18 protein-coding genes are annotated in these 21550 nt (G+C 66.1%); 11 read left to right on the plus strand and 7 right to left on the minus strand.

Annotated features, from left to right (window positions below):
- The first annotated feature begins 154 nt into the window (after positions 1 to 154).
- Positions 155 to 1201 carry a LacI family DNA-binding transcriptional regulator gene (locus ACETPF_RS19370; protein WP_373936249.1) on the plus strand — a complete coding sequence of 349 codons (1047 nt, stop codon included), beginning with the start codon at positions 155 to 157 and terminating at the stop codon, positions 1199 to 1201.
- Here ACETPF_RS19370 and ACETPF_RS19375 read toward each other — a convergent pair.
- Together ACETPF_RS19375 and ACETPF_RS19380 are read right to left on the minus strand one after the other, a co-directional pair.
- Positions 1162 to 2796 (minus strand): glycoside hydrolase family 43 protein, encoded by a 1635-nt coding sequence (locus tag ACETPF_RS19375; RefSeq protein ID WP_373936250.1) that lies wholly within the window; start codon positions 2794 to 2796, stop codon positions 1162 to 1164. The genes ACETPF_RS19370 and ACETPF_RS19375 overlap by 40 nt on opposite strands.
- Positions 2793 to 4040 (minus strand): MFS transporter, encoded by a 1248-nt coding sequence (locus ACETPF_RS19380; protein WP_373936251.1) that lies wholly within the window; start codon positions 4038 to 4040, stop codon positions 2793 to 2795. Before ACETPF_RS19380 ends, ACETPF_RS19375 begins: the two co-directional genes overlap by 4 nt.
- A 301-nt stretch (positions 4041 to 4341) precedes the next feature.
- On the opposite strand from ACETPF_RS19380, the gene ACETPF_RS19385 reads away from it, so the two are divergent.
- Complete coding sequence (locus tag ACETPF_RS19385) at positions 4342 to 7281, plus strand: TonB-dependent receptor plug domain-containing protein (protein ID WP_373936252.1); 2940 nt, start codon at positions 4342 to 4344, stop codon at positions 7279 to 7281.
- Positions 7282 to 7445: 164 nt separating this feature from the next.
- Here the strand turns inward: ACETPF_RS19385 and ACETPF_RS19390 are convergent, their stop codons facing one another.
- The 3 genes from ACETPF_RS19390 to ligK form a co-directional block, all read right to left on the minus strand.
- Complete coding sequence (locus ACETPF_RS19390; RefSeq protein WP_373936253.1) at positions 7446 to 8324, minus strand: amidohydrolase family protein; 879 nt, start codon at positions 8322 to 8324, stop codon at positions 7446 to 7448.
- Entirely contained in the window at positions 8321 to 9373 is a 1053-nt protein-coding gene (locus ACETPF_RS19395; protein ID WP_373936254.1) for a 4-oxalomesaconate tautomerase, read from the minus strand. Before ACETPF_RS19395 ends, ACETPF_RS19390 begins: the two co-directional genes overlap by 4 nt.
- An 81-nt stretch (positions 9374 to 9454) precedes the next feature.
- Positions 9455 to 10129: a 4-carboxy-4-hydroxy-2-oxoadipate aldolase/oxaloacetate decarboxylase gene (ligK, locus tag ACETPF_RS19400; protein WP_373936255.1), complete on the minus strand. Its 675-nt coding sequence runs from the start codon at positions 10127 to 10129 to the stop codon at positions 9455 to 9457.
- 108 nt (positions 10130 to 10237) lie between these two features.
- Here ligK and ACETPF_RS19405 point away from each other — a divergent pair, with 108 nt between their 5' ends.
- The 6 genes from ACETPF_RS19405 (at position 10238) to ACETPF_RS19430 (ending at position 15805) form a co-directional block, all read left to right on the plus strand.
- The gene (locus tag ACETPF_RS19405; protein ID WP_373936256.1) at positions 10238 to 11389 is read left to right on the plus strand and encodes a LysR substrate-binding domain-containing protein; all 1152 of its coding nucleotides are present in this window, start codon (positions 10238 to 10240) and stop codon (positions 11387 to 11389) included.
- 64 nt (positions 11390 to 11453) lie between these two features.
- Positions 11454 to 12410, plus strand: a complete 957-nt coding sequence (locus ACETPF_RS19410) for an NAD(P)-dependent oxidoreductase (RefSeq protein WP_373936257.1) — start codon at positions 11454 to 11456, stop codon at positions 12408 to 12410.
- A gap of 87 nt (positions 12411 to 12497) precedes the next feature.
- Positions 12498 to 13523 (plus strand): amidohydrolase family protein, encoded by a 1026-nt coding sequence (locus ACETPF_RS19415; protein WP_373936258.1) that lies wholly within the window; start codon positions 12498 to 12500, stop codon positions 13521 to 13523.
- The gene (gene ligA, locus ACETPF_RS19420) at positions 13523 to 13942 is read left to right on the plus strand and encodes a protocatechuate 4,5-dioxygenase subunit alpha (RefSeq protein ID WP_373936259.1); all 420 of its coding nucleotides are present in this window, start codon (positions 13523 to 13525) and stop codon (positions 13940 to 13942) included. The genes ACETPF_RS19415 and ligA overlap by 1 nt, the downstream gene beginning before the upstream one ends.
- Complete coding sequence (locus ACETPF_RS19425; RefSeq protein ID WP_373936260.1) at positions 13942 to 14835, plus strand: class III extradiol dioxygenase subunit beta; 894 nt, start codon at positions 13942 to 13944, stop codon at positions 14833 to 14835. The genes ligA and ACETPF_RS19425 overlap by 1 nt, the downstream gene beginning before the upstream one ends.
- Positions 14836 to 14866: 31 nt before the next feature.
- Positions 14867 to 15805: a Gfo/Idh/MocA family oxidoreductase gene (locus tag ACETPF_RS19430; RefSeq protein ID WP_373936261.1), complete on the plus strand. Its 939-nt coding sequence runs from the start codon at positions 14867 to 14869 to the stop codon at positions 15803 to 15805.
- A gap of 35 nt (positions 15806 to 15840) precedes the next feature.
- On the opposite strand, the gene ACETPF_RS19435 is transcribed toward ACETPF_RS19430, so the two are convergent.
- Both ACETPF_RS19435 and ACETPF_RS19440 read right to left on the minus strand, forming a co-directional pair.
- The gene (locus ACETPF_RS19435) at positions 15841 to 16068 is read right to left on the minus strand and encodes a hypothetical protein (protein WP_373936262.1); all 228 of its coding nucleotides are present in this window, start codon (positions 16066 to 16068) and stop codon (positions 15841 to 15843) included.
- Between the two features lie 33 nt (positions 16069 to 16101).
- A complete protein-coding gene (locus ACETPF_RS19440) occupies positions 16102 to 16974 on the minus strand; it encodes a helix-turn-helix domain-containing protein (RefSeq protein ID WP_373936263.1) in 873 nt (290 codons plus the stop codon).
- 132 nt (positions 16975 to 17106) lie between these two features.
- On the opposite strand from ACETPF_RS19440, the gene ACETPF_RS19445 reads away from it, so the two are divergent.
- The 3 genes from ACETPF_RS19445 to ACETPF_RS19455 all read left to right on the plus strand — a co-directional run bounded on the left by ACETPF_RS19445 (position 17107) and on the right by ACETPF_RS19455 (position 21326).
- On the plus strand, positions 17107 to 19503 hold the full coding sequence (locus tag ACETPF_RS19445; RefSeq protein ID WP_373936264.1) for a hypothetical protein: 2397 nt from the start codon (positions 17107 to 17109) through the stop codon (positions 19501 to 19503).
- 153 nt (positions 19504 to 19656) lie between these two features.
- On the plus strand, positions 19657 to 20826 hold the full coding sequence (pobA, locus tag ACETPF_RS19450) for a 4-hydroxybenzoate 3-monooxygenase (RefSeq protein ID WP_373936265.1): 1170 nt from the start codon (positions 19657 to 19659) through the stop codon (positions 20824 to 20826).
- Positions 20827 to 20831: 5 nt separating this feature from the next.
- Positions 20832 to 21326, plus strand: a complete 495-nt coding sequence (locus ACETPF_RS19455) for an aldo/keto reductase (protein ID WP_373936266.1) — start codon at positions 20832 to 20834, stop codon at positions 21324 to 21326.
- The last annotated feature ends 224 nt before the right edge of the window (positions 21327 to 21550 follow it).

Raw genomic sequence — 21550 nt, forward strand, 5'->3', positions numbered from 1 at the left:
GATCTGGAAAGGGGGTCAATAGTCCAACAAATAAATGGCGGCCGGCATCTTGAAGCGGAAGGGGACGGGGCATACGCTCTTTCCGCCTGTGTGCGGCCGGCAGAGATGACTTAAGACAGACTTTCGAGGCTTTGCCTCTTGATTCGGGGGTGGGATGGAGAAGCAGGATCGCCCGGTGCGCGGGGCGACGATCGTCGATGTGGCGGCGCGGGCGGGCGTGTCATCCATGACTGTGTCACGCGTCATTAACGGGCGCAGCGGGGTCAGTGCTGAAACGCGGGCCGCTGTCGAGGAGGCGATCAAGGCGCTGGCCTACACGCCCAATGTCGCAGCGCGCAGTCTGGTGACGTCGAGCGAATTGCGGATCGGCATCATCTATTCCAACCCTAGCGCCGCCTTCATGAGCGAATTCCTGACCGGGGTGCTGGAGGAATCCTCCGCGCGCGGGGCGCGGCTGGTGTTGCTGAAAGGTGAGGGCGGGCGGCCGCCATCCACGCAGGAGGTCGAGGATCTGATCGGATCGGGGTTGAGTGGCGTGCTGCTCGCGCCGCCGCTGGGCGAAGCGCCCGAGGTGCTGCGCGTGCTGCGCGAGGCGGGGATGACCATGGCGGCGGTCGGCGCCTACCAGTCGCCCGAAACAATCAGCGTGCGGATCGATGATCGGGCGGCGGCTTATGAAATGACCTGCCATCTGCTGGAGCTGGGTCATCGGCGCATCGGGTTTGTGCTCGGCAATCCCGACCAGGCGGCGAGCGCCGAGCGGATGGCGGGATTTTACGCGGCGGTGCGCGAGACCGGCGGGGTCGAGGTGCAGGTGGCACAGGGCGACTTCACCTATGCGTCGGGTCTGGTAGCGGGCGAGCAATTGCTGAGCGCCGAGCGGCCACCAACTGCCATTTTCGCGAGCAATGACGATATGGCCGCCGCGATCGTATCGGTCGCGCACCGCCGCCATCTGGACGTGCCGGGCGAACTGGCGGTGGTGGGCTTCGACGATACCACCGCCGCCGTCACCCTATGGCCGCCGCTCACCACCGTGCATCAGCCGGTGCGGCAGCTGGCCAGCGAGGCGCTGGGCCTGCTGATCGCGCAGATCGCGGCGCGCGGCGGCAAGTCTCGGGTGCCGCGCGAGCTGATCCTCGATCATGCGATCATCCAGCGTCAGTCGGCGTCTGCTATCGCCGCATCGCCCGGCTCGTAGCGGAACCAGGCGAAGTCGGCCGGCGTGCCCGCGCCCGACAGATCCTGGCACGCCATGCCGACGAAGCTGCCGGTGAAATTGGGGAGGCCGGGGACGGTCACTTCGTCTGACAGGATGCTCATGTCGAGCCGGTGGGGCAGTTCGTGCCACTCGCCTGCTTCGCCCGCGCGCCAGGCGAAGCGCAGCGCGTCCCTGTCGACGTCGGCGCGCAGCTCCAGCGGCCCTTCGGGCAATGGGCAGACATCCTCCAGCGTCACCGCCTCCTCGGCTTCGGGCGAGGCGGTCATGATCGAGAGGGTGCGCGCGCCATCCTGCGCGCTGACCAGCAGATAGTGGAATTTGGTGCTGTTATAATAGCAGATGAGGCCGGCCGCCTGCTGGTAGCTTTTGGGCTGGAAGTTGAGGCAGGTGGTGGCGGTGAAGCGGAAATGCTGCTGCCGCCGGGCGACCAGCGCCTGCTCGAACAGGCTGCCGACCGTTTCGCGGCCATAGAGGCGCAGGTAGCCGGGCCGGTCGGTGAGGCTGAACAGGCGTTCGGGGCGGGGGGTGCGGAGCCACTGGAATCCTTGCGGCAGGTCCAGACTGCCGAAGCGGCCGTCCCAGTCATCCTCAGGCCAGGGCGCAGGCGGCAGCGGCGGGGCCTGCGGCGCGGGATCGGGCCGCGCATCGCCGGCGATGGTCCGCAACCAGCCATCCTCGCACCAGCGCATCGGCTGGATCGCGGTTTCGCGCCCCAGCACGCAGCGCGCGCGGCCCGGCAGCGGCCGACCGCAGAGATAGGCGAGCCAGGGCGTACCGTCGGCCAGTTCGACCAGATCGCCATGGCCCGACCGGGTGATCGCGCTCTGCCGGCAGCCGGCGGCGGTCAGCACCGCGCCGTCAGGATGCACCTCATAGGGGCCGATCAGGTCGCGCGACCGCGCCATGACGACCGCATGGTCCCAGCCGGTGCCGCCTTCGGCGACGAGCAGATGATACCATCCGTCCCGCTTGTAGAGATGTGGCCCTTCGGTGAAGCCGCGCTCGGTTCCGGGGAAGATGAGATGCGGTTGCCCGATCAGGGTGAGCGTGGCCCGATCCAGTTCCTGCGCTTCTATGCCGGCGAAGCGGCCGCGACCGGGGCGATGATCCCAGCGCATGTTGACGAGCCAGCTCCGCCCGTCATCGTCGTGGAACAGGGCGGGGTCGAAGCCGCTGCTGTTCAGATGCACCGGATCGGACCAGGGGCCGTCGATCGTTTCGCATGTCACCAGATAGTTTGGGAAGTCCCGCAGCGACACACCGCGCGCGCCGTTGATGGTGGTGGTGCCGTATCGCTTGACGTCGGTATAGACGAGCCAGAAGCGGCCATGGGCGTGGGTGAGGTCGGGCGCCCATACGCCGCAGCTATCGGGATCGCCGCGCATGTCGAGCTGCGCCGCGCGGGCGAGCGGTCGGCCGATGACGCGCCAGTGCACGAGGTCGCGGCTGTGATGGATCTGCACGCCTGGATACCATTCGAAGGTCGAGGTCGCGATGTAGAAATCGTCGCCCACGCGGACGATCGACGGATCGGGATTGAAGCCCCGCAGGATGGGGTTGGCTATTTGGGTCATGCGGGCTTGCGAACCAGGGTCCAGAGAAGGGCCGCGCCGACCAAGTCGAGCACGCCGAGAAGGATGAAGAAGGGCTCATAGCCGACGCTGTCGACCATCTGCCCCAGCGAGACGGAGAAGAGCAGGACGCCAAGATTGCCCGCCAGCCCCGCCATGCCGGCGGCGGTCGCCACTTCGTTGCGCGGGAACAGGTCCGACGCCATGGTGATGACGGTGACCGACAATGTCTGGTGGGCGAAACCGCCCAGGCACAGGAGCGCGATCGCCGCATAGGGATTGGTCGCCATGCCGACGAAAGCCATACCGGTCATCATGACGGCGCCCAGGGTAAAGGCCCAGCGGCGCGCGTCGATCAGGGCGATGCCGCGTCGCTGGAGAAATGCCACGACCGCCGGGCCGAACAGGCAGCCAAGATCGGCGGCGAGGAAGGGGAGCCAGGCGAACAGCGCGATCTGGGTGAGATCGAAACCGCGCACCCGAGCGAGGTAGAGCGGCATCCAGAAGGACAGCATCCCCCAGACCGGATCGGCGAGCAGCCGAGGGAGGGCGATGCCCCAGAGGTCGCGGCGGCGGGCGAGGGCGAGGATCGACGGCTTGGCCGCGCGAGCGGCGAGGCGGGCCTCCTGGCCGCTTTCGATATGGTCGCGCTCCTGCGCGGTCAGCCGGCGATGGCTGGCGGGGCTATCGTAGAAAAAGAACCAGAGCAGCGCCCAGACGAGGCCGATGCCGCCGGCGACGAGGAAGGCCAGTCGCCAGCTATGCACCATCACCGCCCAGGCGACGAGCGGGGGCGCGAACACCGCGCCGAAGGACGCGCCGATATTGTAGATGCCGCCAGCAAGGCCGCGCTCCTTCGCCGGGAACCAGGTGGCGACGAGCTTCTGTCCGGCTGGCTGGGCCGAGCCCTCCGCAAGGCCGAGAAGCGCCCGCAGCGCGGCAAAGCCGAACCAGCCATGGACCAGCCCATGCGCCATGGTGACGAGCGACCAAGCGGCGACGCAGAGGGTGAAGCCGATCTTGAGGCCCACGCTGTCCAGGAAAAAGCCAGCGAGCGGCTGGAGCATCACGCCGAGCTGAAATGCGCCGGTGATCCAGCCATATTCGACGCTGCTGATCGCCTGTTCGGTGAGGATGACGGGCGCGGCGACGCCCAGCACCGACCGAGCGAGATAGTTGATGACCATAGCGCCCACGAACAGGGCGATGATGGTCCATCGTAATTTGGGAATGCGGCCAAGGGTCATGGGCGACCGTCCGGTAACGTGAACAGCGCAAACGACGCCTCATGCCGCGAATCGCGCGCGCGGCCATGCGGCCGAACATGCCAGCCGCAGCAACGGCTTGAGGTGCATCCTCTCAACTTTTTGCTCACCCGCCAAATTCCTCTTGTCTGACTATTGACAATGTTGCGCACGATTAGCAATAGGCGTTGTTAGCGCTAACGATGTTTCTGTCGAGTCGCTGTTACAACAGTCGAAGGGGCGGCGGAACCCGATGGGTCAACCGTCAAGGTCCGAACCGAACGACGATATTGGGGAGAGCAGGATGCCACGATTTCCTATTCGTAATGCACTGAACGCGCGCCGCAAGATGGCGAGCCTCGCCGCGCTTTCGGCGTCGCTGCTGGCCGCGCCGGCCTTCGCGCAGGCCGAGCCCCAGGTCGCTCCGCCGCAGGCGCCAGCCGACAATGCCGACATCATCGTCACCGGCTCTCGCATCAAAGCGAGCGGCTATACCGCGCCGACGCCGACCACGGTGGTCGATGAAGCGCTGATCCAGGCGAACGCGCAGCCCAATATCTTCACCACCATCGCCCAGCTCCCTTCGCTTCAGGGGTCGAGCGGCACGCAGACCAACACCTTTAGCACCTCCTCGGGCGCGCAGGGCCTCAGCGCCTTCTCGCTGCGCGGCTTGGGCGCGATCCGCACCCTGACCCTGCTCGACGGCCAGCGCGTCGTCGGCGCGAACGTCAACGGCACCCCCGACATCAGCCTCTTCCCCCAGCTGCTGATCCAGCGCGTCGACGTGGTGAATGGCGGCGCATCCTCCTCCTACGGGTCGGACGCGGTCGGCGGCGTGGTGAACTTCATCACCGATACCCGCTTCAAGGGCCTCAAGGGCAATATCCAGGGCAGCATCACCGATTATGGCGATGACGAGACCGTGCTTGTCCAGCTTGCCGGGGGCAAGAGCTTCGCCGACGATACCGTCCACCTGATCGTCAGCGGCGAATATAGCGACGAGGCGGGCGTCGGCCCCGGCCCGTTCGGCATCGGCCTGGCCGGCGGGCGCGACTGGTTCATCCAGCGCACGCTGGTCAACCGCAACATCACCAATGACGGCAACCCGCAGCTGGTACTGCGCGACTATGCCCAGTCGATCGGCTTCACCAAATACGGCCTGATCACCGCCGGCCCGCTCCAGGGCATCGCCTTCGACCAGTCGGGTCGCCCGTTCCAGTTCCAGTACGGATCGAACGGCGTGCCGGCGCGCAATGCCGCGGGCACGGTGATCGGCTGCGACTTCGGCTTTTGCCAAGGCGGCGACGTGTCGGGCAATGTCGATTCGGGCCGGTCGATCAAGTCGGCGATCGAGCGCTTCAACATCTACAGCCGCCTCGGCTATGACTTCGCGCCCAACAACGAAGTCTATGTGACCGTCAACGTCGGCCAGGTGAAGACCCACAACCAGCCGATCAACGGCCAGAACCGCCCGAACCTGACCATTCAGTGCGAGAATCCGTTCGTGCCGCAGATCGTGCGCGATCAGTGCGCGGCGGCGGGCATTACCCAGTTCCGCTACGGCACCAGCAACGCCGCGCTCGGCAACACGCAGGTCTATACCAATCGCCGCCAGTATCGCTTCGTCGCGGGCGCGAAGGGCGAAGTGCCGGTGGCCGGGAGCGAGTGGAACTACGACCTCTATTATGAGCATGGCATCAACTACACCGACATCGATGTTAAAAATATCCTGCTGTCGCGCCGGTTCGACCGGGCGATCGACGCGATCAGCCTGAACGGCGTAATCGTCTGCCGCGATCCGGTGGCGCGCGCCAATGGCTGCCAGCCGCTCAACATCATCGGCGGCAATCCCTCCGAAGCCGCGCTGCGCTATGTCCAGCCCGAAAACGGGCCTTACCAGCGCACCAAGCAGACGCAGGATGTCATCAGCCTCAACTTCTCGGGCCAGCCATTCTCGTCCTGGGCCGGGCCGGTGTCAGTCGCCTTCGGTGGCGAATATCGGCGCGAATTCTATCGGGTGAAGGCCGATCCCTATGGCGCGGGCGGCACCAATACGCCGTTCAACGAGGATTATCCGGCCGATCCCGCGCTGCTGGCGGATGGCGTCAACTGGTATGCGGGCAATTACCGTAACGGCCGGGGCGTCTATAATGTGAAGGAGGGCTATGTCGAAGTCGACGTGCCCATCATCAATTCGGACGGCGCGGGCAAGGCCAACATCAACGCGGCGGCGCGCATGACCGACTATTCCACTTCGGGCACGGTGTGGACCTGGAAAGTCGGCGGCACCTGGGAACTGCCGATCGAGGGCTTCCGCCTGCGCGGCGTCACCTCGCGCGACATTCGCGCGCCCAACCTGTCGGAGCTGTTCGCTGCGCCCGTCACCACGACGCTGCCGAACTTCTTCGACCCGTTCAACAACCGCAACGTGCTGGCGCTGCAATATACGGTCGGCAACCCGGAGCTGACGCCGGAAATCGCGCGCAACACGACGGCGGGCATCTCGCTGAACAATCCGTCCTGGCTGCCGGGCTTCAGCGCGTCGCTCGACTGGTACAAGATCAAGATAGACGACGTGATCGGCAGCTTGGGCGCGGGCGACATCGTCAACTATTGCTTCACGCAAATCCTCCCGCAGACCTGCGGCTCGTTCAACCTCAACAACCCGAATGGGCCGAACTTCATCAACGTTCAGTCGTTCAACTTCGCGTCGATCAAGACCGAAGGCTTCGACATCGAGGCGAGCTATCAGTGGCGCAATCCGCTGGGCCTGCCTGGCACGCTGACGCTGCGGGCGCTGGCGACCCACGTCGCAAAATATATCAGCGACACCGGCCTCCCGGGCACCATCCCCACCGACCAGGCGGGGCAGAATCTGGGTAATACTCCGGACTGGAAGTGGATGGCGCAGCAGAGCTATTCCAACGACCAATTCTCCTTCTTCCTGCAGGAGCGCTGGTTCAGCGACGGCGTCATCAGCAACAATTATGTCGAGTGCGAGGCGGGAAGCTGCCCGATTTCGACCGGCAACAACCAGACGATCAGCCCCGAGGACAACCAGATCCCCGGCGCCTTCTACATGGACATCGGCGGCACCTATAACATCACGCCGCAGATCACCGCTTACTTCAAGGTCGATAACCTGTTCGACCGCGATCCGGCGATCGTCCACATCTTCTCCAACCCCGCGCTCTATGACGCGCTGGGCCGGACCTATCGCGGCGGAGTGCGGTTCAAATTCTGATCCTCCCTCGCGGGGCTGGTCGTTACGGATCGGCCCCGCGCCTTTTCGTTCATCGAACTGGGGAGAGGCTCTCGTCACATGCTTTGCCGGATTTGCGGCAAGCGCGGCGCTGATCCTCCCTGCCGCGCTCGCCCGCTGCCTCTCCCCCTTCTTCTTGCCCCCGATCAGCCGAGTTCCTCGGGCCAATAGAGCCGCATCGGATTGTCGATCAGCAGCTTGCGTTGCAGCGCTTCCGTCGGCGCGATGCGAGGGATCATGTCGACCAGATGGCCGTCGTCGGGGATCGCATCCTGCATATTGGGGTGGGGCCAGTCGGTGCCCCAGAGCGCACGGTCGGGATAGTCGGCGACCAGCGGCGCGACGGCGTCGGCGAAGGCGTTCCAAGGATCGCCGGTGGGGTCGAGCCGGTCGGGGCAGGTCGCCTTGAACCAGATGTCAGGGCGGCTGTCGAGCAGCGCGCGAAACGCCTTCATGTCCGGGTCATCCGGCCCCTGCGTCACATCGGGGCGGCCCATATGGTCGATGACCAGCGGCACGGGGATGGCGTCCATGAACGGGCGCAGTTCCTCAAGAATGTCCGCCTCGAAATAGATCACGACATGCCAGCCGGCGGGCAGCCGCTGCGCGACGTCGAGGAATTTGTCCTTGGGCGCGTCGTCGACCAGGCGTTTCAGAAAATTGAAGCGGATGCCGCGCATCCCGCCTTCGTGGAGGGCGGCGAGATCGGCTTCGGAGATCGCGGGATCGACGACGGCGACACCCCGCGCCTTTCCGTCCGACCTTGCGATGGCGTTGAGCGTCGCGGCATTGTCGGCGCCGTGGCAGCTCGCCTGCACGATGACGTTGCGGGCGAAACCCAGATGGTCGCGCAGGGCGAACAGCATGTCGGGGCCGGCATCCTCCGGCAGATATTTGGCCTTCGCGCTGAACGGGAATTGCGCCATCGGCCCGAACACATGGCAATGCGCGTCGATCGCGCCGGCCGGCGGGGTATAGCGGGGCTTCGACGGATTGCCGTGCCAGCTGGTGATCCGGTCGCTCATGCGAAAACCTCTCCATCCATCAATTTGCGAGCCGTGCGGAGCATCGCCGCGCTTGTCACCACGTTGTTCTCGTCCAGTTCCATGACGCAGGTGGTCTCGCCGGTCGGATGCTCGACGGAGAGCGTCTTGCGGCTGCCTTCGGGGATGGCGGCGACCTGCGCGGCGGGCGATCCGTCGATCAGGCAGGCGGTGGCGACGCTGACTGCGCCGAGCACGCCGATCGAGGCGTGAGCGCGATGCGGAATGAAGCTGCGGACGGTGATCGCGCCGCCGTTTCGCGGAGGGGCGACCAGCATCATCTTGGGCACCGACTTGTCGGTCACGTCGCCTAGGTTCATCCGTTCGCCGACCGCGAGGCGAATGGCTTCGATCCGGGCTTTGAGCGCTGCATCATTGTCCAGCGTGTCGCGATCCTCATAGCCGGTGATGCCGACATCGGCCGCCTTCATGACGACGCAGGGCATCCCGTTGTCGATCAGCGTGACGCGCACGCCTTCCACCTCGTCGAAGGCGTTGCCGGTGGGGAGCAAAGCGCCGCAGGAGGAACCGGCGGTGTCGCGGAATTCGAGCGGGACGGGCGCGGCGCTTCCTGGCACGCCGTCGATCCGTGCATCGCCGTCATAATGGACAATGCCCCCTGGGGTCTGAACGGTGGCGATGGCGATTTGGCCGGTATTCTCCATGTAGACGGCGACGCGGGTCTCTTGCGGCTGGGCGGGGACTAGGCCGCGCTCGATCGCGAAGGGGCCGACGCCCGCCAGGATATTGCCGCAATTCTGCGCGTCGCTGACGACCGCCTTGTCGACGAAGACCTGGAGGAAGAGATAATCGACGTCCACGCCTTCGCGCGCGGACTTGCGGACCACCGCGACCTTGCTAGTAAGCGGATCGGCGCCGCCCATGCCGTCGATCTGGCGCGGGTCGGGCGATCCCATGATCCGCAGCAGGAAGGCGTTGCGCGCGGCCGTTTCGGCCGGAAGGTCTTCGGCAAGAAAATAGCCACCCTTGGAGGTGCCGCCGCGCATCCACATGACGCGGGCCTGGGTCATGCGACACCTCCGTTCGGTTCGAGCTTGTCGAGAACGGTGCGCCGGGTTCTCGACAAGCTCGAACCGAACGGGAGGGGGATGTCAGACATATTTGAGGCCCATTTCTTCGAGGCGCGGGCGCATATTGTAGATATCGAGGCCGAGTTCCCCGGCGGCGAGGCGGACGCGCTTGGCTTCCTCGGCGGCTTCGCGTGCTTGCGCCTTTTCCAGCACGGCAGCGGCGTCGGCGCGCGGCACGATGCACACGCCATCATCGTCGGCGATCACCACGTCGCCTGGGTTCACATAGGCCCCGGCGCAGACGACCGGCACGTTGACGCTGCCCAGCGTATTCTTGACGGTGCCCTGCGCATGGACCGCCGTCGACCAGACGGGGAAGTTCATCTGGGTGAGATCGCGCACGTCGCGCACGCCCGCGTCGATGATGAGGCCGCGACAGCCACGCGCCTGCGCCGAGGTCGCCAGCAGGTCGCCGAAATAGCCGTCGGTGCATGGGCTGGTCGGCGCGAGGAGGAGCACATCGCCCTCCTTCAGCTGCTCGATCGCGACATGGACCATCCAGTTGTCGCCCGGGGGCGAAGCAATGGTGACGGCGGTGCCGGCGATCCGCGCGCCGGCATAGATGGGGCGCATATAGGGAGCGAGAAGGCCGGTGCGGCCCTGTGCTTCATGCACCGTCGCGACGCCGCATCGGGCGAGGCCATCGACGATGGCGCGTTCCGCTCGTTCGATATTTTGCACAACGATGCCGGACATGCTGCTGCTCCTTCTTCCGCAATAGGATGCAGGGTGACATGAACAGAGGCGGGGCGGGTCGCCAATGCGAACTGGCGCGGGGCCATAAATTTTTGGTAAGCGTGGACGATGCAGCCCGATCAGCTCAATATCCGTCACCTGGCCGCCATGGTCGCCGTGGTCGAGCAGGGGAGCGTCAGCCTCGCCGCGCGGACGGTCAATCTGACCCAGCCGGCGGTGACACAGGGCATCGCCAAGCTGGAGGCGCAGATTGGCTTGCCTTTATTCGCGCGCGGGCCGGGCGGGATGACGCCGCTGGAGGCCGCGCTGCGCCTGAAACCCCGCGTCGACGTGGCATTGCGGCTGATCGGCAGCAACCGGGTAACGGCGGCGCAGATGCGGGCCCTGGTGGCGCTGGCGCGCGCGGGGTCCTATGCGGCGGCGGCGGCGGCGACCGGGGTGGCGGAGCCCTCGCTGCATCGCGCGGTCGGCGATCTTGGGCTGGCGGTCGGCAGCCGGCTGGTGGACCGGCGGGGTCGGGGGGTGGCACTGACCAAGGCGGGGGCGAAGCTGGCGCAGCGGCTGCGGCTCGCGCAGGCGGAGTTGCGCCAGGGGCTGGAGGAGATAGCCGAGCAGAAGGGCGAGGTCGGCGGGCGCGTGGTGGTTGGCGCAATGCCCTGGTCGCGCGCGCGGTTGCTGCCCGACGCGATCGCCCGCTTCCGCGCGGCGATGCCGCAGGTCGACATCAGCGTGCATGAAGGCTCCTATGCCGAACTGGTGGGGCCGCTGCGCGACGGAGAGATCGACATGATGATCGGCGCGCTGCGCGATTCGGCGCTGGCGAGCGACCTTGAACAGATGCCCTTGCTGGAGGATAGGCCGACGATTATCGCGCGGGCAGGCCATCCGCTCGCGGGCGGATGGGATGCGGACGCGCTGCGCCGCTATCCCTGGATATTGCCGCCGGATGGCACGCCGCTGCGGCGGCTGTGGCGGGCGATGTTCGCCGACTTGGGTGGCATGCTACCCGCCGTGCCGATCGAGTGCGGATCGGTGATGACGATCCGTCAGCTACTGGTCGGCGGCGATTATCTGACGTTGCTGTCCTACGATCAGCTTGCGCTGGAGGTGGAGACGGGGCTGCTCGCCGATATCGGCCCGGCGCCCGGCGCGATCAGCCGCACCATTGGCCTCTCCACCCGCGCCGCGTGGCGGCCGACGCGGCTGCAACGGGCGTTCATCGACGCGGTGCAAGTGGCCTCCAGAGATATGGGTTCGTAAATTCTTATGGGCGGACAACGGATATGATTGGCAGGCGCGGACGCCTTGCGCCATGTCCCGGCGCATGGAGACGCGTGTCGGACTGATCGGATTTGGCGAAGCGGGATCGACCTTCGCGATCGCGGGCGGCTGGGCAGGCGCAGCTTGCGCGTTCGACCGCAAGACCGACGATCCGGCGACGCGCGACGCGATGCTGGCGGCTTATGCAGGAGCGCGCGTCCGAGGCGCGGGGGTGGTGGCCGATGCCGCATCCGCCGCGCCTTTGCTCATTTCGCTGGTGACGGCTGACCAGGCGCTCGCCGTCGCGGAGATGGCGGCCGGCCTGATCGCGCGAGGCACGCTCTATTGCGACATGAACAGCGTCGCGCCGCAGACCAAGCAGGCGGCGGCGCACGCGATCGAGGCGGCTGGCGGCCACTATGTCGATGTGGCGGTGATGGCTCCGGTTATCCCTGCGCGGCTCGGCGTGCCGTTGCTGCTCAGCGGTGGCGAGGCGGCGGCGGCGCAAGACCGGCTAGCGGCGCTCGGGTTCGACAATATACGGGTGGTGGGCGATGCGGTGGGCCGCGCGTCGGCGATCAAGATGATCCGCTCGGTGATGGTCAAGGGGCTGGAGGCGCTCACCGCCGAATGCGTGCTGGCGGCGGCGCAGGCGGGCGTGCTGGAGGAGGTGCTCGCTTCGCTCGACGCGAGCGAGAAGCGCAGGACGTGGGCGGAGCGGGCGGACTATAATCTCGACCGCATGCTGGTCCACGGGGTCCGCCGCGCGGCCGAGATGGAGGAGGTCGTCAAGACGCTCGACGACCTCGGGACCGGAGCCATGATGACGCGTGGCACGGTCGAGCGGCAACGGGCGATCGGCGCGCTGGGGGTGGAGATGGTGCCGGAGGGGCTGGGCGCGAAGATCGAGCGCATCGGTTGTTACGCTCCTTTCCGTCACCCCCGCGAAGGCAGGGATCCATCTCCGGCGTTTGCGATAGGGGATATGGCGGGAGATGCGTTCCCGCTTCCGCGGGAATGACGGGGGTTTAGGGCGGGCACTGCGTGCTGTCGCCTGAGACCCCAGCCTGCGCTGGGGTGACGGAATAGGGGTTGAGGAAGAGACGCTATGAGCCTCATTATCGACTGCCACGGCCATTATACCGTCCTTCCCAAGGAGCATGACGCCTGGCGCGAGGAACAGAAGGCGGCGTACAAGGCCGGCACGCCCTGTCCGCCCTATCCCGAGATCAGCGACGATGAGATTCGCGAGACGATCGAGGCGAACCAGTTGCGCCTCATCAAGGAGCGCGGCGCGGACCTCACCATCTTTTCGCCGCGCGCCTCGGCCATGGCCCCGCATGTCGGCGACGCCGATGTAGCGAAGGAATGGGCGATCCGCTGCAACGATCTGATCGCGCGCGTGGTCGCAATGTTCCCCGAGACCTTCGTTGGCGTATGCATGTTGCCGCAGTCGCCGAAGGCCGACATGAGCAACTCGATCGCCGAGTTGGAGCGGTGTGTCACCGAACTGGGCTTCATCGGCTGCAACCTCAATCCCGATCCGGGCGGCGGCCATTTCACCCATCCGCCGCTGACCGATCGTTACTGGTATCCCTTCTACGAGAAGATGGTCGAGCTGGACGTGCCGGCGATGATCCATGTGTCGGGCAGCTGCAACCCCGCGATGCATGCGACCGGTGGCTATTATATCGCGGCGGACACGATCGCCTTCATGCAGTTGCTGGAGGGCGACCTGTTCAAGGATTTCCCGACCTTGCGCTTCATCATCCCGCATGGCGGCGGGGCGGTGCCTTATCATTGGGGACGCTATCGTGGCCTCGCCGACATGCTCAAAAAGCCCAGCCTCGACCAGCATCTCATGAACAACATCTTCTTTGATACCTGCGTCTATCACCAGCCGGGGGTGGACCTGCTCGCCGACGTGATCGACAACAAGAATATATTGTTCGGGTCGGAAATGGTGGGCGCGGTGCGCGGGATCGATCCCACCACCGGCCATTATTTCGACGACACCAAGCGCTATGTCGACGCGCTGGAGATCAGCGAGGCCGAGCGGCACGCGATCTTCGAGGGCAATGCGCGGCGGGTCTTCCCGCGCCTGGACGCGAAGCTCAAGGAGAGGAGCCTGTAATGACGCAGGACCCCAAGCATAGGGATATCCACGCCTATCTCGCCGAGTTCGAGGATATCCCCGGAACCCGCGTGTTCACCGCGAAGCGCGCGAGGCAGGGCTATCATATGAACCAGTTCGCGATGAGCCTGATGAAGGCCGAGAATCGCGAACGGTTCAAGGCCGACGAGCGCGCCTATCTGGACGAATGGCCGCTCAGCGAGGAGGCCAAGCAGGCGCTGCTCGCCCGCGATTACAACAAGTGCCTCGATCTGGGCGGCAACGTCTATTTTCTTTCCAAGCTCTTCTCGACCGACGGCATCCCCTTCGCCGAGGCGGTCAGCACCATGACCGACATGAGCTTCCCGGACTACCGCGAGATGATGAACAAGGGTGGCCGCTCGCCTGAAGGGCTTCGGTCGATCAAGGAGAAAAGATAATGGCCCGCATCACCGCCGGCGTGGCGTCCAGCCATGTGCCGCTGCTGGGCGTGGCGTCCGACTTCGGCAAGGATCGCGACGACTATTTCGGCCCGATCTTTGCGGGCTATGACTGGACGCGCGAATGGGAGAAGGCGGAAAAGCCCGACGTCGTGATCCTGGTCTATAACGATCATGCATCGGCCTTCGACATGAAGATCATCCCGACCTTCGCGATCGGCTGCGGCGAGCGCTACAAGCCCGCCGACGAGGGCTGGGGGCCGCGGGCGGTGCCGGACGTGGAGGGGCATCCCGATCTTGCATGGCACATCGCGCAGAGCCTGATCCTCGACGAATTTGACATGACCATCATCAACGAGATGGACGTCGACCATGGGCTGACCGTGCCCTTGAGCATGATGTTCGGCAAGCCCGACGCATGGCCGTGCAAAGTCATTCCGCTCGCGGTCAACGTCGTCACCTATCCGCCGCCGTCCGGCAACCGCTGCTGGGCGCTGGGGGAGGCGATCGCGCGGGCAGTGGCGAGCTTCCCCGAGGATTTGAACGTGCAGATATGGGGCACGGGCGGCATGAGCCACCAGTTGCAGGGGCCGCGCGCGGGCCTGATCAACAAGGAATGGGATAATCGCTTCCTCGACGGCCTGATCGGCGACAGCGACCATCTGCGCCGGATTCCGCACATCGAATATCTGCGCGAAACGGGCAGCGAGGGGATCGAAATGGTGATGTGGCTCATCATGCGCGGGGCGCTGGGCAAGAAGACGCGCGCGCTGCATCGCCATTATCATGTGCCCTGTTCCAATACCGCGATCGGCCACCTCGTGCTGCGCCCCGACAATGGCGAGGGGCTGGACATGACCGGTAGCAACGTCGCCCTTCTTGCGGCGGGATAGCCGCCCATCACCTTCAATTACGGAGTGTAACATGCGTATTGCCCTGGCGGGCGCCGGCGCGTTCGGCGAAAAGCATCTCGACGGCCTGAAGAATATCGACGGCGTAACCGTCACCTCGCTGGTCGGCCGCAATCTGGAGCCGACGCAGGCGGTCGCGGCGAAATATGGCATCGGCCATGCGACGACGGACCTCGCCGAGACGCTGGCGCGCGAGGATGTCGATGCGGTGATCCTCTGCACACCGACGCAGATGCACGCCGCGCAGGCCATCGCCTGCATGGACGCGGGCAAGCACTGCCAAGTCGAAATTCCGCTGGCGGACAGCTGGGTGGACGCGCAGGCGGTGCTCGCCAAGCAGAAGGAAACCGGCCTCACCTGCATGGTCGGGCACACCCGCCGCTTCAACCCGTCGCACCAGTTCGTCCACAACCGGATCCAGGCTGGCGAATTCAACGTCCAGCAAATGGACGTGCAGACCTATTTCTTCCGCCGCAAGAACATCAACGCTAAGGGCGAGCCGCGCAGCTGGACCGACCATCTGCTCTGGCACCATGCCGCGCACACGGTCGATCTGTTCGCCTATCAGGCGGGCAAGATCGTATCGGCGCACGCGATGCAGGGGCCGATCCATCCCGATCTCGGCATCGCGATGGACATGTCGATCCAGTTGAAGAGCGAGACCGGCGCGATCTGCACTCTGTCCTTGAGCTTCAACAATGATGGGCCGCTCGGCACTTTCTTCCGCTATATCGGCGATACGGCGACCTATATCGCGCGCTACGACGATCTGGTGAACGGCAGGGAAGAGCCGATCGACCTGACGGGCGTCGCCGTGTCCAACAACGGCATCGAATTGCAGGACCGCGAGTTCATCGGCGCGATCCGCGAAGGCCGCGAGCCCAACAGCAGCGTGCAGAAAGTGTTCGATTGCTATCGCGTGCTGGGCGAGCTGGAAACGCAGCTGGGCTGACTAGGCGGTTCCCCCGCGATCGCCGGATAACAGGATCATCCATGCAAAATGGGATGCGCCAGCCGAAGCTCATCCAGCAAGGTTTCGATCAGGGCAACGTCACGTTGGGTTCCCGTCGGCGTGACGCTCCAGTTGCAATGGGCATGAGTGGCGCGGTCATAGAGGCGGACAGGGCCAATCGCCTTGCGCCAGTGATGCTTGGTTTTGCCGTGATCGCGCAGCAGCCGCGCGACGAGCAGGTCGATAAGGTCGTTCGCTGTCATAGGCTGGCCAGCTAGGCCCGCTTCGCCGATGGTTCAACCGCCCCGCGCGGCGCGCCAGGCGCGGGGGGGCTGGCCGATATGGCGGGCGAAGAAGCGCGAGAAATAGGCGGGGTCTTCAAAGCCGACCGCATAGGCGATGTCCGCCACCGACATCTGCGAATAGAGCAGGAGCCGCCGCGCCTCCAGCAGGCAGCGGTCGTCCAACATCTGCTGCGGCGGGGTGCCCGCGACGCTGGCGCAGGCCTGGCGCAGCGCGGTGAGGCTGGCGCCCAATGCGCGGGCGTGAGCCGATACGGGTTCGCGCAGGCGGAAGCGCTGATCGATCCGCTCGCGCAGCCGCGCGACCAACGCCGTCTGCCGCGCGCTGCCCGCCGCGGTCGCCCCTGCCAGCGCGGCGTGGCGCAGGGCCATGACCATGAGCAGCAGCAGCGCCGATTCGACCGCCGCGCGCTGGCCCGCGCCGGCCCAGCCAAGCTCGCGCATTAGCCGGCCGATGACCGCGTCGGCTTCTTCCCCTTCGTGCATGCTGAGCGCGGCGGCGTGGGGTCTGGCGAACAGATGTTCCAGGTCCGCGTCGCGCGCGACGAGGTCACGCAGATAGGCGTCGGCGATGGTGGCGACGTGGCCGCGCGATTCCCTATGCCAGGCAAAGCCATGGACGACGCCCGCCGGGATCAGCAGCAGACAGGGCGCGTCGAAGCGCACCTCCTCCCCCTCCGCCAGCATCGCGCCCCCGCCTTGCGCGATCAGGATGATATGGTTGAGGTCGCGGTGGATATGCGGGCGGATCGTCCATTCGCTTGGGCGCGACCGGTCGTCGAGGCTTTCGACATGGACGAAGCCTTCGGCCACGCTCCGCTGCGGTTCGCCGTAGAGGTAAAAATGGGGGACGGGTGAGCGGGCCATGGCGGATCGTCCAATCCATGGCAGGGTCTGGGCATCGCCGCAAGCGGTGCGGGCGGGCCCGGCGCGCAGGGCGGGGCGTTGGGCTGCTGCGCCCTTGGCAGGGGCGGCGCGATCGGGATAAGGGGTTTCAGGATGACAGGCTTCCCGATCAAGAGGTTGACGGCGGGCTGCGCCGCGCTGGCGCTGGCGTGCCTCGGCGAGGTGCCGCTGCGTGCCGCCGATCCCGCGCCGTTCGAGCTGGCCGGCCCCACTGTGCGGGTTCAGGTGACGCGCGGCGACAAGACCCTGCCGATCGCGCAGGTGCCGAGCCTGGCCGAGGGCGACCGCATCGCCATCGCCGCCGACCTGCCCGCCGATCAGGGCGCGCGCTTCATCCTCGTTTCCGCCTTCCTGCGCGGCGCGACCAACCCGCCGCCCAAGGAGTGGATGGCTTTCGCCGAAACCTGGAAGAAGAAGGACCGGACGCTGAACCTGACCGTGCCGAAGGGCGCGCGGCAGATGGTCCTATTCCTGGTGCCTGACACCGGCGGCGCGGAAGGCGTGCTGAGCGACGCGGTGCGCGGCAAGCCCGGCGAGTTCGTGCGTGCGACGCAGGACTTAAACCAAGCGTCGCTCGACCGCTCGCGGCTCGACGCCTTCATGGGCGCGATCAAGGCGCAGGAAAACAGCCATCCCGAATATCTGCGCACGCTCGCCCCGGCGCTGGCGCGCAGCCTGTCGATCAAGCTCAACGAGGAGTGCCTGTCGAAGGTGATCGAGATGCAGGCCGCCTGTCTGCTCGAAAATCGCGAGACATTGGTGCTGGCGGACGTGCACAGCAGTTCGATGGCCGAAACGCTGACCGGCGCACCGACCGACCTTGCCCTGCAACTGAGCGCGACGCGCGAGGCGGGCTATGGCTTCTACAGCCCTTATATCGGCGTGATCCGCGACGTCGCGCGCATCTTCGGCGCGTTCAGCAATCCCGAATTCGGCTATCTGCCGACGCTGAGCGTCCGCCGCGACGAGGGCATGGCGCTGTTGCTCAACGCCGCCCCCTCCTTCGCCAAGCCCAAGTCGGTGATGGTCATCGCCATGCCCGCAATCGAGGCGGACAGTCCGCCGCGGCTGCGCAGCGGGGCCAAGGGACCGATCTGTGTGGCGCGGCCCGGCGCGGTGCTGCCGGTGGAGGGCGCGCCGCTCATCTATTCGTCCGCCTATGCGCGCGACATGCGGGTGGCGATCAAGGCCGCGTCGGGCGAGACGGTGGACCTGCCGGTCGTGGCGCGCGCCGACCGGGGCGGCTATGTGCTGGGCGGCGACTCGTTGCCGCCGGCCTTCAAGGGGACGATGCAGGCGCATCTCTTTGGCCAATGGGGCTTCGACCGATTCGAGGGGCCGGACTTCAGCTTGCAACTGCCTGATGAGAAGGGCTGGAGTGTCGACGGCGAGCCGAAACTGGTGGTCGGACGCGACGACATGTTGACGTTGAAAGGCGGCGCGCCTGCCTGCGTCGAGAGCGTGACGCTGCGCCAGGGCGACGCTCTGCCGCAGGCGGTGCAATGGGCGGTACGCGGGCAGGACGCCATTGCCGTCACCCTGCCGCTGGGCGATCGCCGGCCGGGTGCGTTCAGTGTCGACGTCAAATATGTGGGGTCCGCCGATCCGACGACGATCGCGCTTAAAAGCTACGCGCAGGCGAGCCGCCTCGATGGCCTCGTGATCCATGCCGGGGACCGGACGGCGGTGTTGACCGGCCAACGGCTTGACCAAGTGGAGATGGTGGAGCTGGGCGGCCTGTTGCTGCGTCCCGATGGCCTCGGCCGCGACGGGTCGGTCGATCGGCTGCGCTTGCAGGCGCAGGATGAGACGCGCGCGTTCGAGGCGGGGCAGGAGCAGCGCGCGCGGGTACGGCTGCGCGACGGGCGCAGCGTTATGTTGGACGTGACGGTTGCGGCGGCGCGGCCGCAGGTGCGGCTGCTCAGCCGCACGGTGACGGCGGGGCCGGCTGCCGGCAAGGCGCTGGCGCTGCCGGGCGACACGCTGCTCCCCGACAATGGCCGGCTGGTCTTTTCGGTCGAGACGCCGGGCGGCGTCGCGCTAACCGCCGCCGATTCGATCGACATCGCGCCGGCCGACGAGAGCGCGGCGATCCGCCTCACCACCGCGACCGGCCTGCGGCTGGAAGGACCGCAGATCGCCATTGCGAGCCTCGATCCCAAGGCGGCGGCGCCGTCGCTGTTCGGCCCGCTCCGCTTCCGCCTGCGCCATGGTGATGCCGTCAGCGACTGGCAGCCGCTGGTGACGCTGGCGCGACTGCCGCAGATCGAGGCTGTGAACTGCGAGCCGGCCGGGGCGGGCTGCACGATCCGGGGCCGCGACCTGTTCCTGATCGACGCGGTGGGCGCGACGCCCGGCCTCGATCGCGCGGCTGAGGTCGCGCATGGCTATACCGGATCGACCCTGACCGTGCCCAGGCCCAGCGACGGCAAGCTCTACGTCCGGCTGCGCGATGCGCCGGACGCCGTGGTGACACTGCCGGTCGCCTGATCGTCCAGTTGTATAGCGCTGATCTCACAGCGGACGAGACGTTTTCATCCTGCATCTGTGTTCGATCGTCCAACTAATGCGGTGACGTTGCCCTGTCCCACCTGTCCGGTTCACTGCATCCATCCCGCATAGCCATTGCGGGAGCGGAGTATCATGAAAACGCAGGTCGCCATCGTCGGCGCAGGCCCGGCCGGGTTGCTGCTCGGCCATTTGCTGCGCGCGGAAGGCATAGAGGTCATCGTCGTCGAGCGCGCGTCGCCCGATTATGTGCTGGGCCGCATCCGCGCCGGCGTGCTGGAGCGCACCACCACCGAACTCATGGACAGGCTCGGGCTGGGCGCGCGGATGCATGCCGAAGGGCTCCCACATGACGGCTTCTACTTGGCCGATGGGGAGCGGCTGATCCGCATCGACATCGCGGCGCTGACGGGCAAGCAGGTGATGGTCTATGGCCAGACCGAACTCACCCGCGACCTGATGGCCGCCGCCCCTGAGCGCGGGCTGGAGATCGTCTATGAGGCGGGCGACGTTGCGCTGCACGATGTCGACAGCGACGCACCTTACGTCACTTACACCAAGGCCAGCGCGACCCACCGGATCGACGCGCAGTTCATCTGCGGCTGCGACGGTTTCCACGGCCCTTCGCGCAAGGCGATTCCTCAGTCGGTCGCGACCGCCTATGAGAAAGTCTATCCGTTCGGCTGGCTTGGCATATTGGCCGACGTGCCGCCCTGTAGCCACGAGCTGATCTACGCCAATCACGAGCGCGGCTTCGCGCTTGCCTCGATGCGGTCGCAAACGCGCAGCCGCTATTATATCCAGGTGCCGGTGGACGAGAAGGTCGAGGAATGGCCCGACGACCGGCTGTGGGACGAGCTTGCGGTTCGGCTGGGCCCGGAGGCCGGAGCGAACATCACCCGCGGCCCCGCGCTCGAAAAGTCGATCGCGCCGCTCCGCAGCTTCGTGTTCGAGCCGATGCGTCATGGCCGGCTGCTGCTCGCGGGCGACAGCGCGCATATCGTGCCGCCCACCGGCGCCAAGGGGCTGAACCTCGCCGCGTCGGACGTGCATTATCTGTCCGACGCGCTGATCGCCTGGTTCAATCGGCATGACAATGACGCGGTGGCCGGCTACTCGGATAAGGCGCTGGCCCGCATCTGGAAATCCGAACGGTTTTCCTGGCAATTGACGAAGCTGATGCACCGCTTCCCGGGCAGTGATGCGTTCGATCGCCGGATGCAGGTCGCCGACCTCGACTATATCGCCTCCTCGGCCGCGGCGCAGACGACGATCGCGGAAAATTATGTGGGATTGCCCTTGTGACCAGCGTGGCCACCCTGAATGTCGGCTCTTTCACCGTGTCGGCGATCGGGCTGGGCTGCATGAGCCTCAGTCACGCTTATCTGCCGCGCCCGGACGCAGCGGCAGCGGAGCGGCTGCTTCGCCTCGCGGTCAATCTCGCGCTGTCCGATCGGCTGAAGGCGCTAGCGCGGCAGGCGGCGCGCACCTCGGCGCAGCTGTGCCTTGCCGGGCTGTTGGCGAAGGGCGACCATGTCGTGCCGATCCCCGGCACGACCAGCCCCGCCCATCTCGACGAAAATCTGGCGACACTCGCCCTTGACTGGCCGGCCGATCTGATTGCCGCGATCGACGCTCTATTCCCCTTCGATGCCGGCTCCGACCCGCGCTATGCAGACGCAGGTCAATACCGAAAATTATCCTGGCGAGGCGCTCGATTGATCCGGGGCATTGCAATCCCGCGACACGCGTCATTCTCAACCGCGGTCCTCAAAATTTCAAAATTATGGCATTTTTCCGGTTGACCGACTCAGATGCCCTCCCTAGATGGCCCCTCACCGGACGCGACGCCGCCCCTTCATTGAGGCGCTGAAGCACATGGTCGCCAACAATCTGGACGTGGTATCCTGGACGCAAGGACGGGGTTGCCTGGTTGTCAGGTTTTGGTGTGTTCTTTGACATTGTAGATTGATGAAGGGACATGTGGGCGGCGGCTCCGGTTGTTCATGGCTTTCGGGCATGGATTGAT

It is taken from the genome of Sphingobium agrisoli, from assembly GCF_041877245.1.
Taxonomy (GTDB): Bacteria; Pseudomonadota; Alphaproteobacteria; order Sphingomonadales; family Sphingomonadaceae; genus Sphingobium.

Coding starts and splice junctions, on each gene's coding strand:
- ACETPF_RS19435 (WP_373936262.1), bottom strand. CDS start 16,068: ATGACAGCGAACGACCTTATCGACCTGCTCGTCGCGCGGCTGCTGCGC.
- ligA (WP_373936259.1), top strand. CDS start 13,523: ATGACGCAGGACCCCAAGCATAGGGATATCCACGCCTATCTCGCCGAG.
- pobA (WP_373936265.1), top strand. CDS start 19,657: ATGAAAACGCAGGTCGCCATCGTCGGCGCAGGCCCGGCCGGGTTGCTG.
- ACETPF_RS19405 (WP_373936256.1), top strand. CDS start 10,238: ATGCAGCCCGATCAGCTCAATATCCGTCACCTGGCCGCCATGGTCGCC.
- ACETPF_RS19440 (WP_373936263.1), bottom strand. CDS start 16,974: ATGGCCCGCTCACCCGTCCCCCATTTTTACCTCTACGGCGAACCGCAG.
- ACETPF_RS19380 (WP_373936251.1), bottom strand. CDS start 4,040: ATGACCCTTGGCCGCATTCCCAAATTACGATGGACCATCATCGCCCTG.
- ACETPF_RS19415 (WP_373936258.1), top strand. CDS start 12,498: ATGAGCCTCATTATCGACTGCCACGGCCATTATACCGTCCTTCCCAAG.
- ACETPF_RS19430 (WP_373936261.1), top strand. CDS start 14,867: ATGCGTATTGCCCTGGCGGGCGCCGGCGCGTTCGGCGAAAAGCATCTC.
- ligK (WP_373936255.1), bottom strand. CDS start 10,129: ATGTCCGGCATCGTTGTGCAAAATATCGAACGAGCGGAACGCGCCATC.
- ACETPF_RS19395 (WP_373936254.1), bottom strand. CDS start 9,373: ATGACCCAGGCCCGCGTCATGTGGATGCGCGGCGGCACCTCCAAGGGT.
- ACETPF_RS19410 (WP_373936257.1), top strand. CDS start 11,454: ATGGAGACGCGTGTCGGACTGATCGGATTTGGCGAAGCGGGATCGACC.
- ACETPF_RS19390 (WP_373936253.1), bottom strand. CDS start 8,324: ATGAGCGACCGGATCACCAGCTGGCACGGCAATCCGTCGAAGCCCCGC.
- ACETPF_RS19445 (WP_373936264.1), top strand. CDS start 17,107: ATGACAGGCTTCCCGATCAAGAGGTTGACGGCGGGCTGCGCCGCGCTG.
- ACETPF_RS19425 (WP_373936260.1), top strand. CDS start 13,942: ATGGCCCGCATCACCGCCGGCGTGGCGTCCAGCCATGTGCCGCTGCTG.
- ACETPF_RS19385 (WP_373936252.1), top strand. CDS start 4,342: ATGCCACGATTTCCTATTCGTAATGCACTGAACGCGCGCCGCAAGATG.
- ACETPF_RS19370 (WP_373936249.1), top strand. CDS start 155: ATGGAGAAGCAGGATCGCCCGGTGCGCGGGGCGACGATCGTCGATGTG.
- ACETPF_RS19375 (WP_373936250.1), bottom strand. CDS start 2,796: ATGACCCAAATAGCCAACCCCATCCTGCGGGGCTTCAATCCCGATCCG.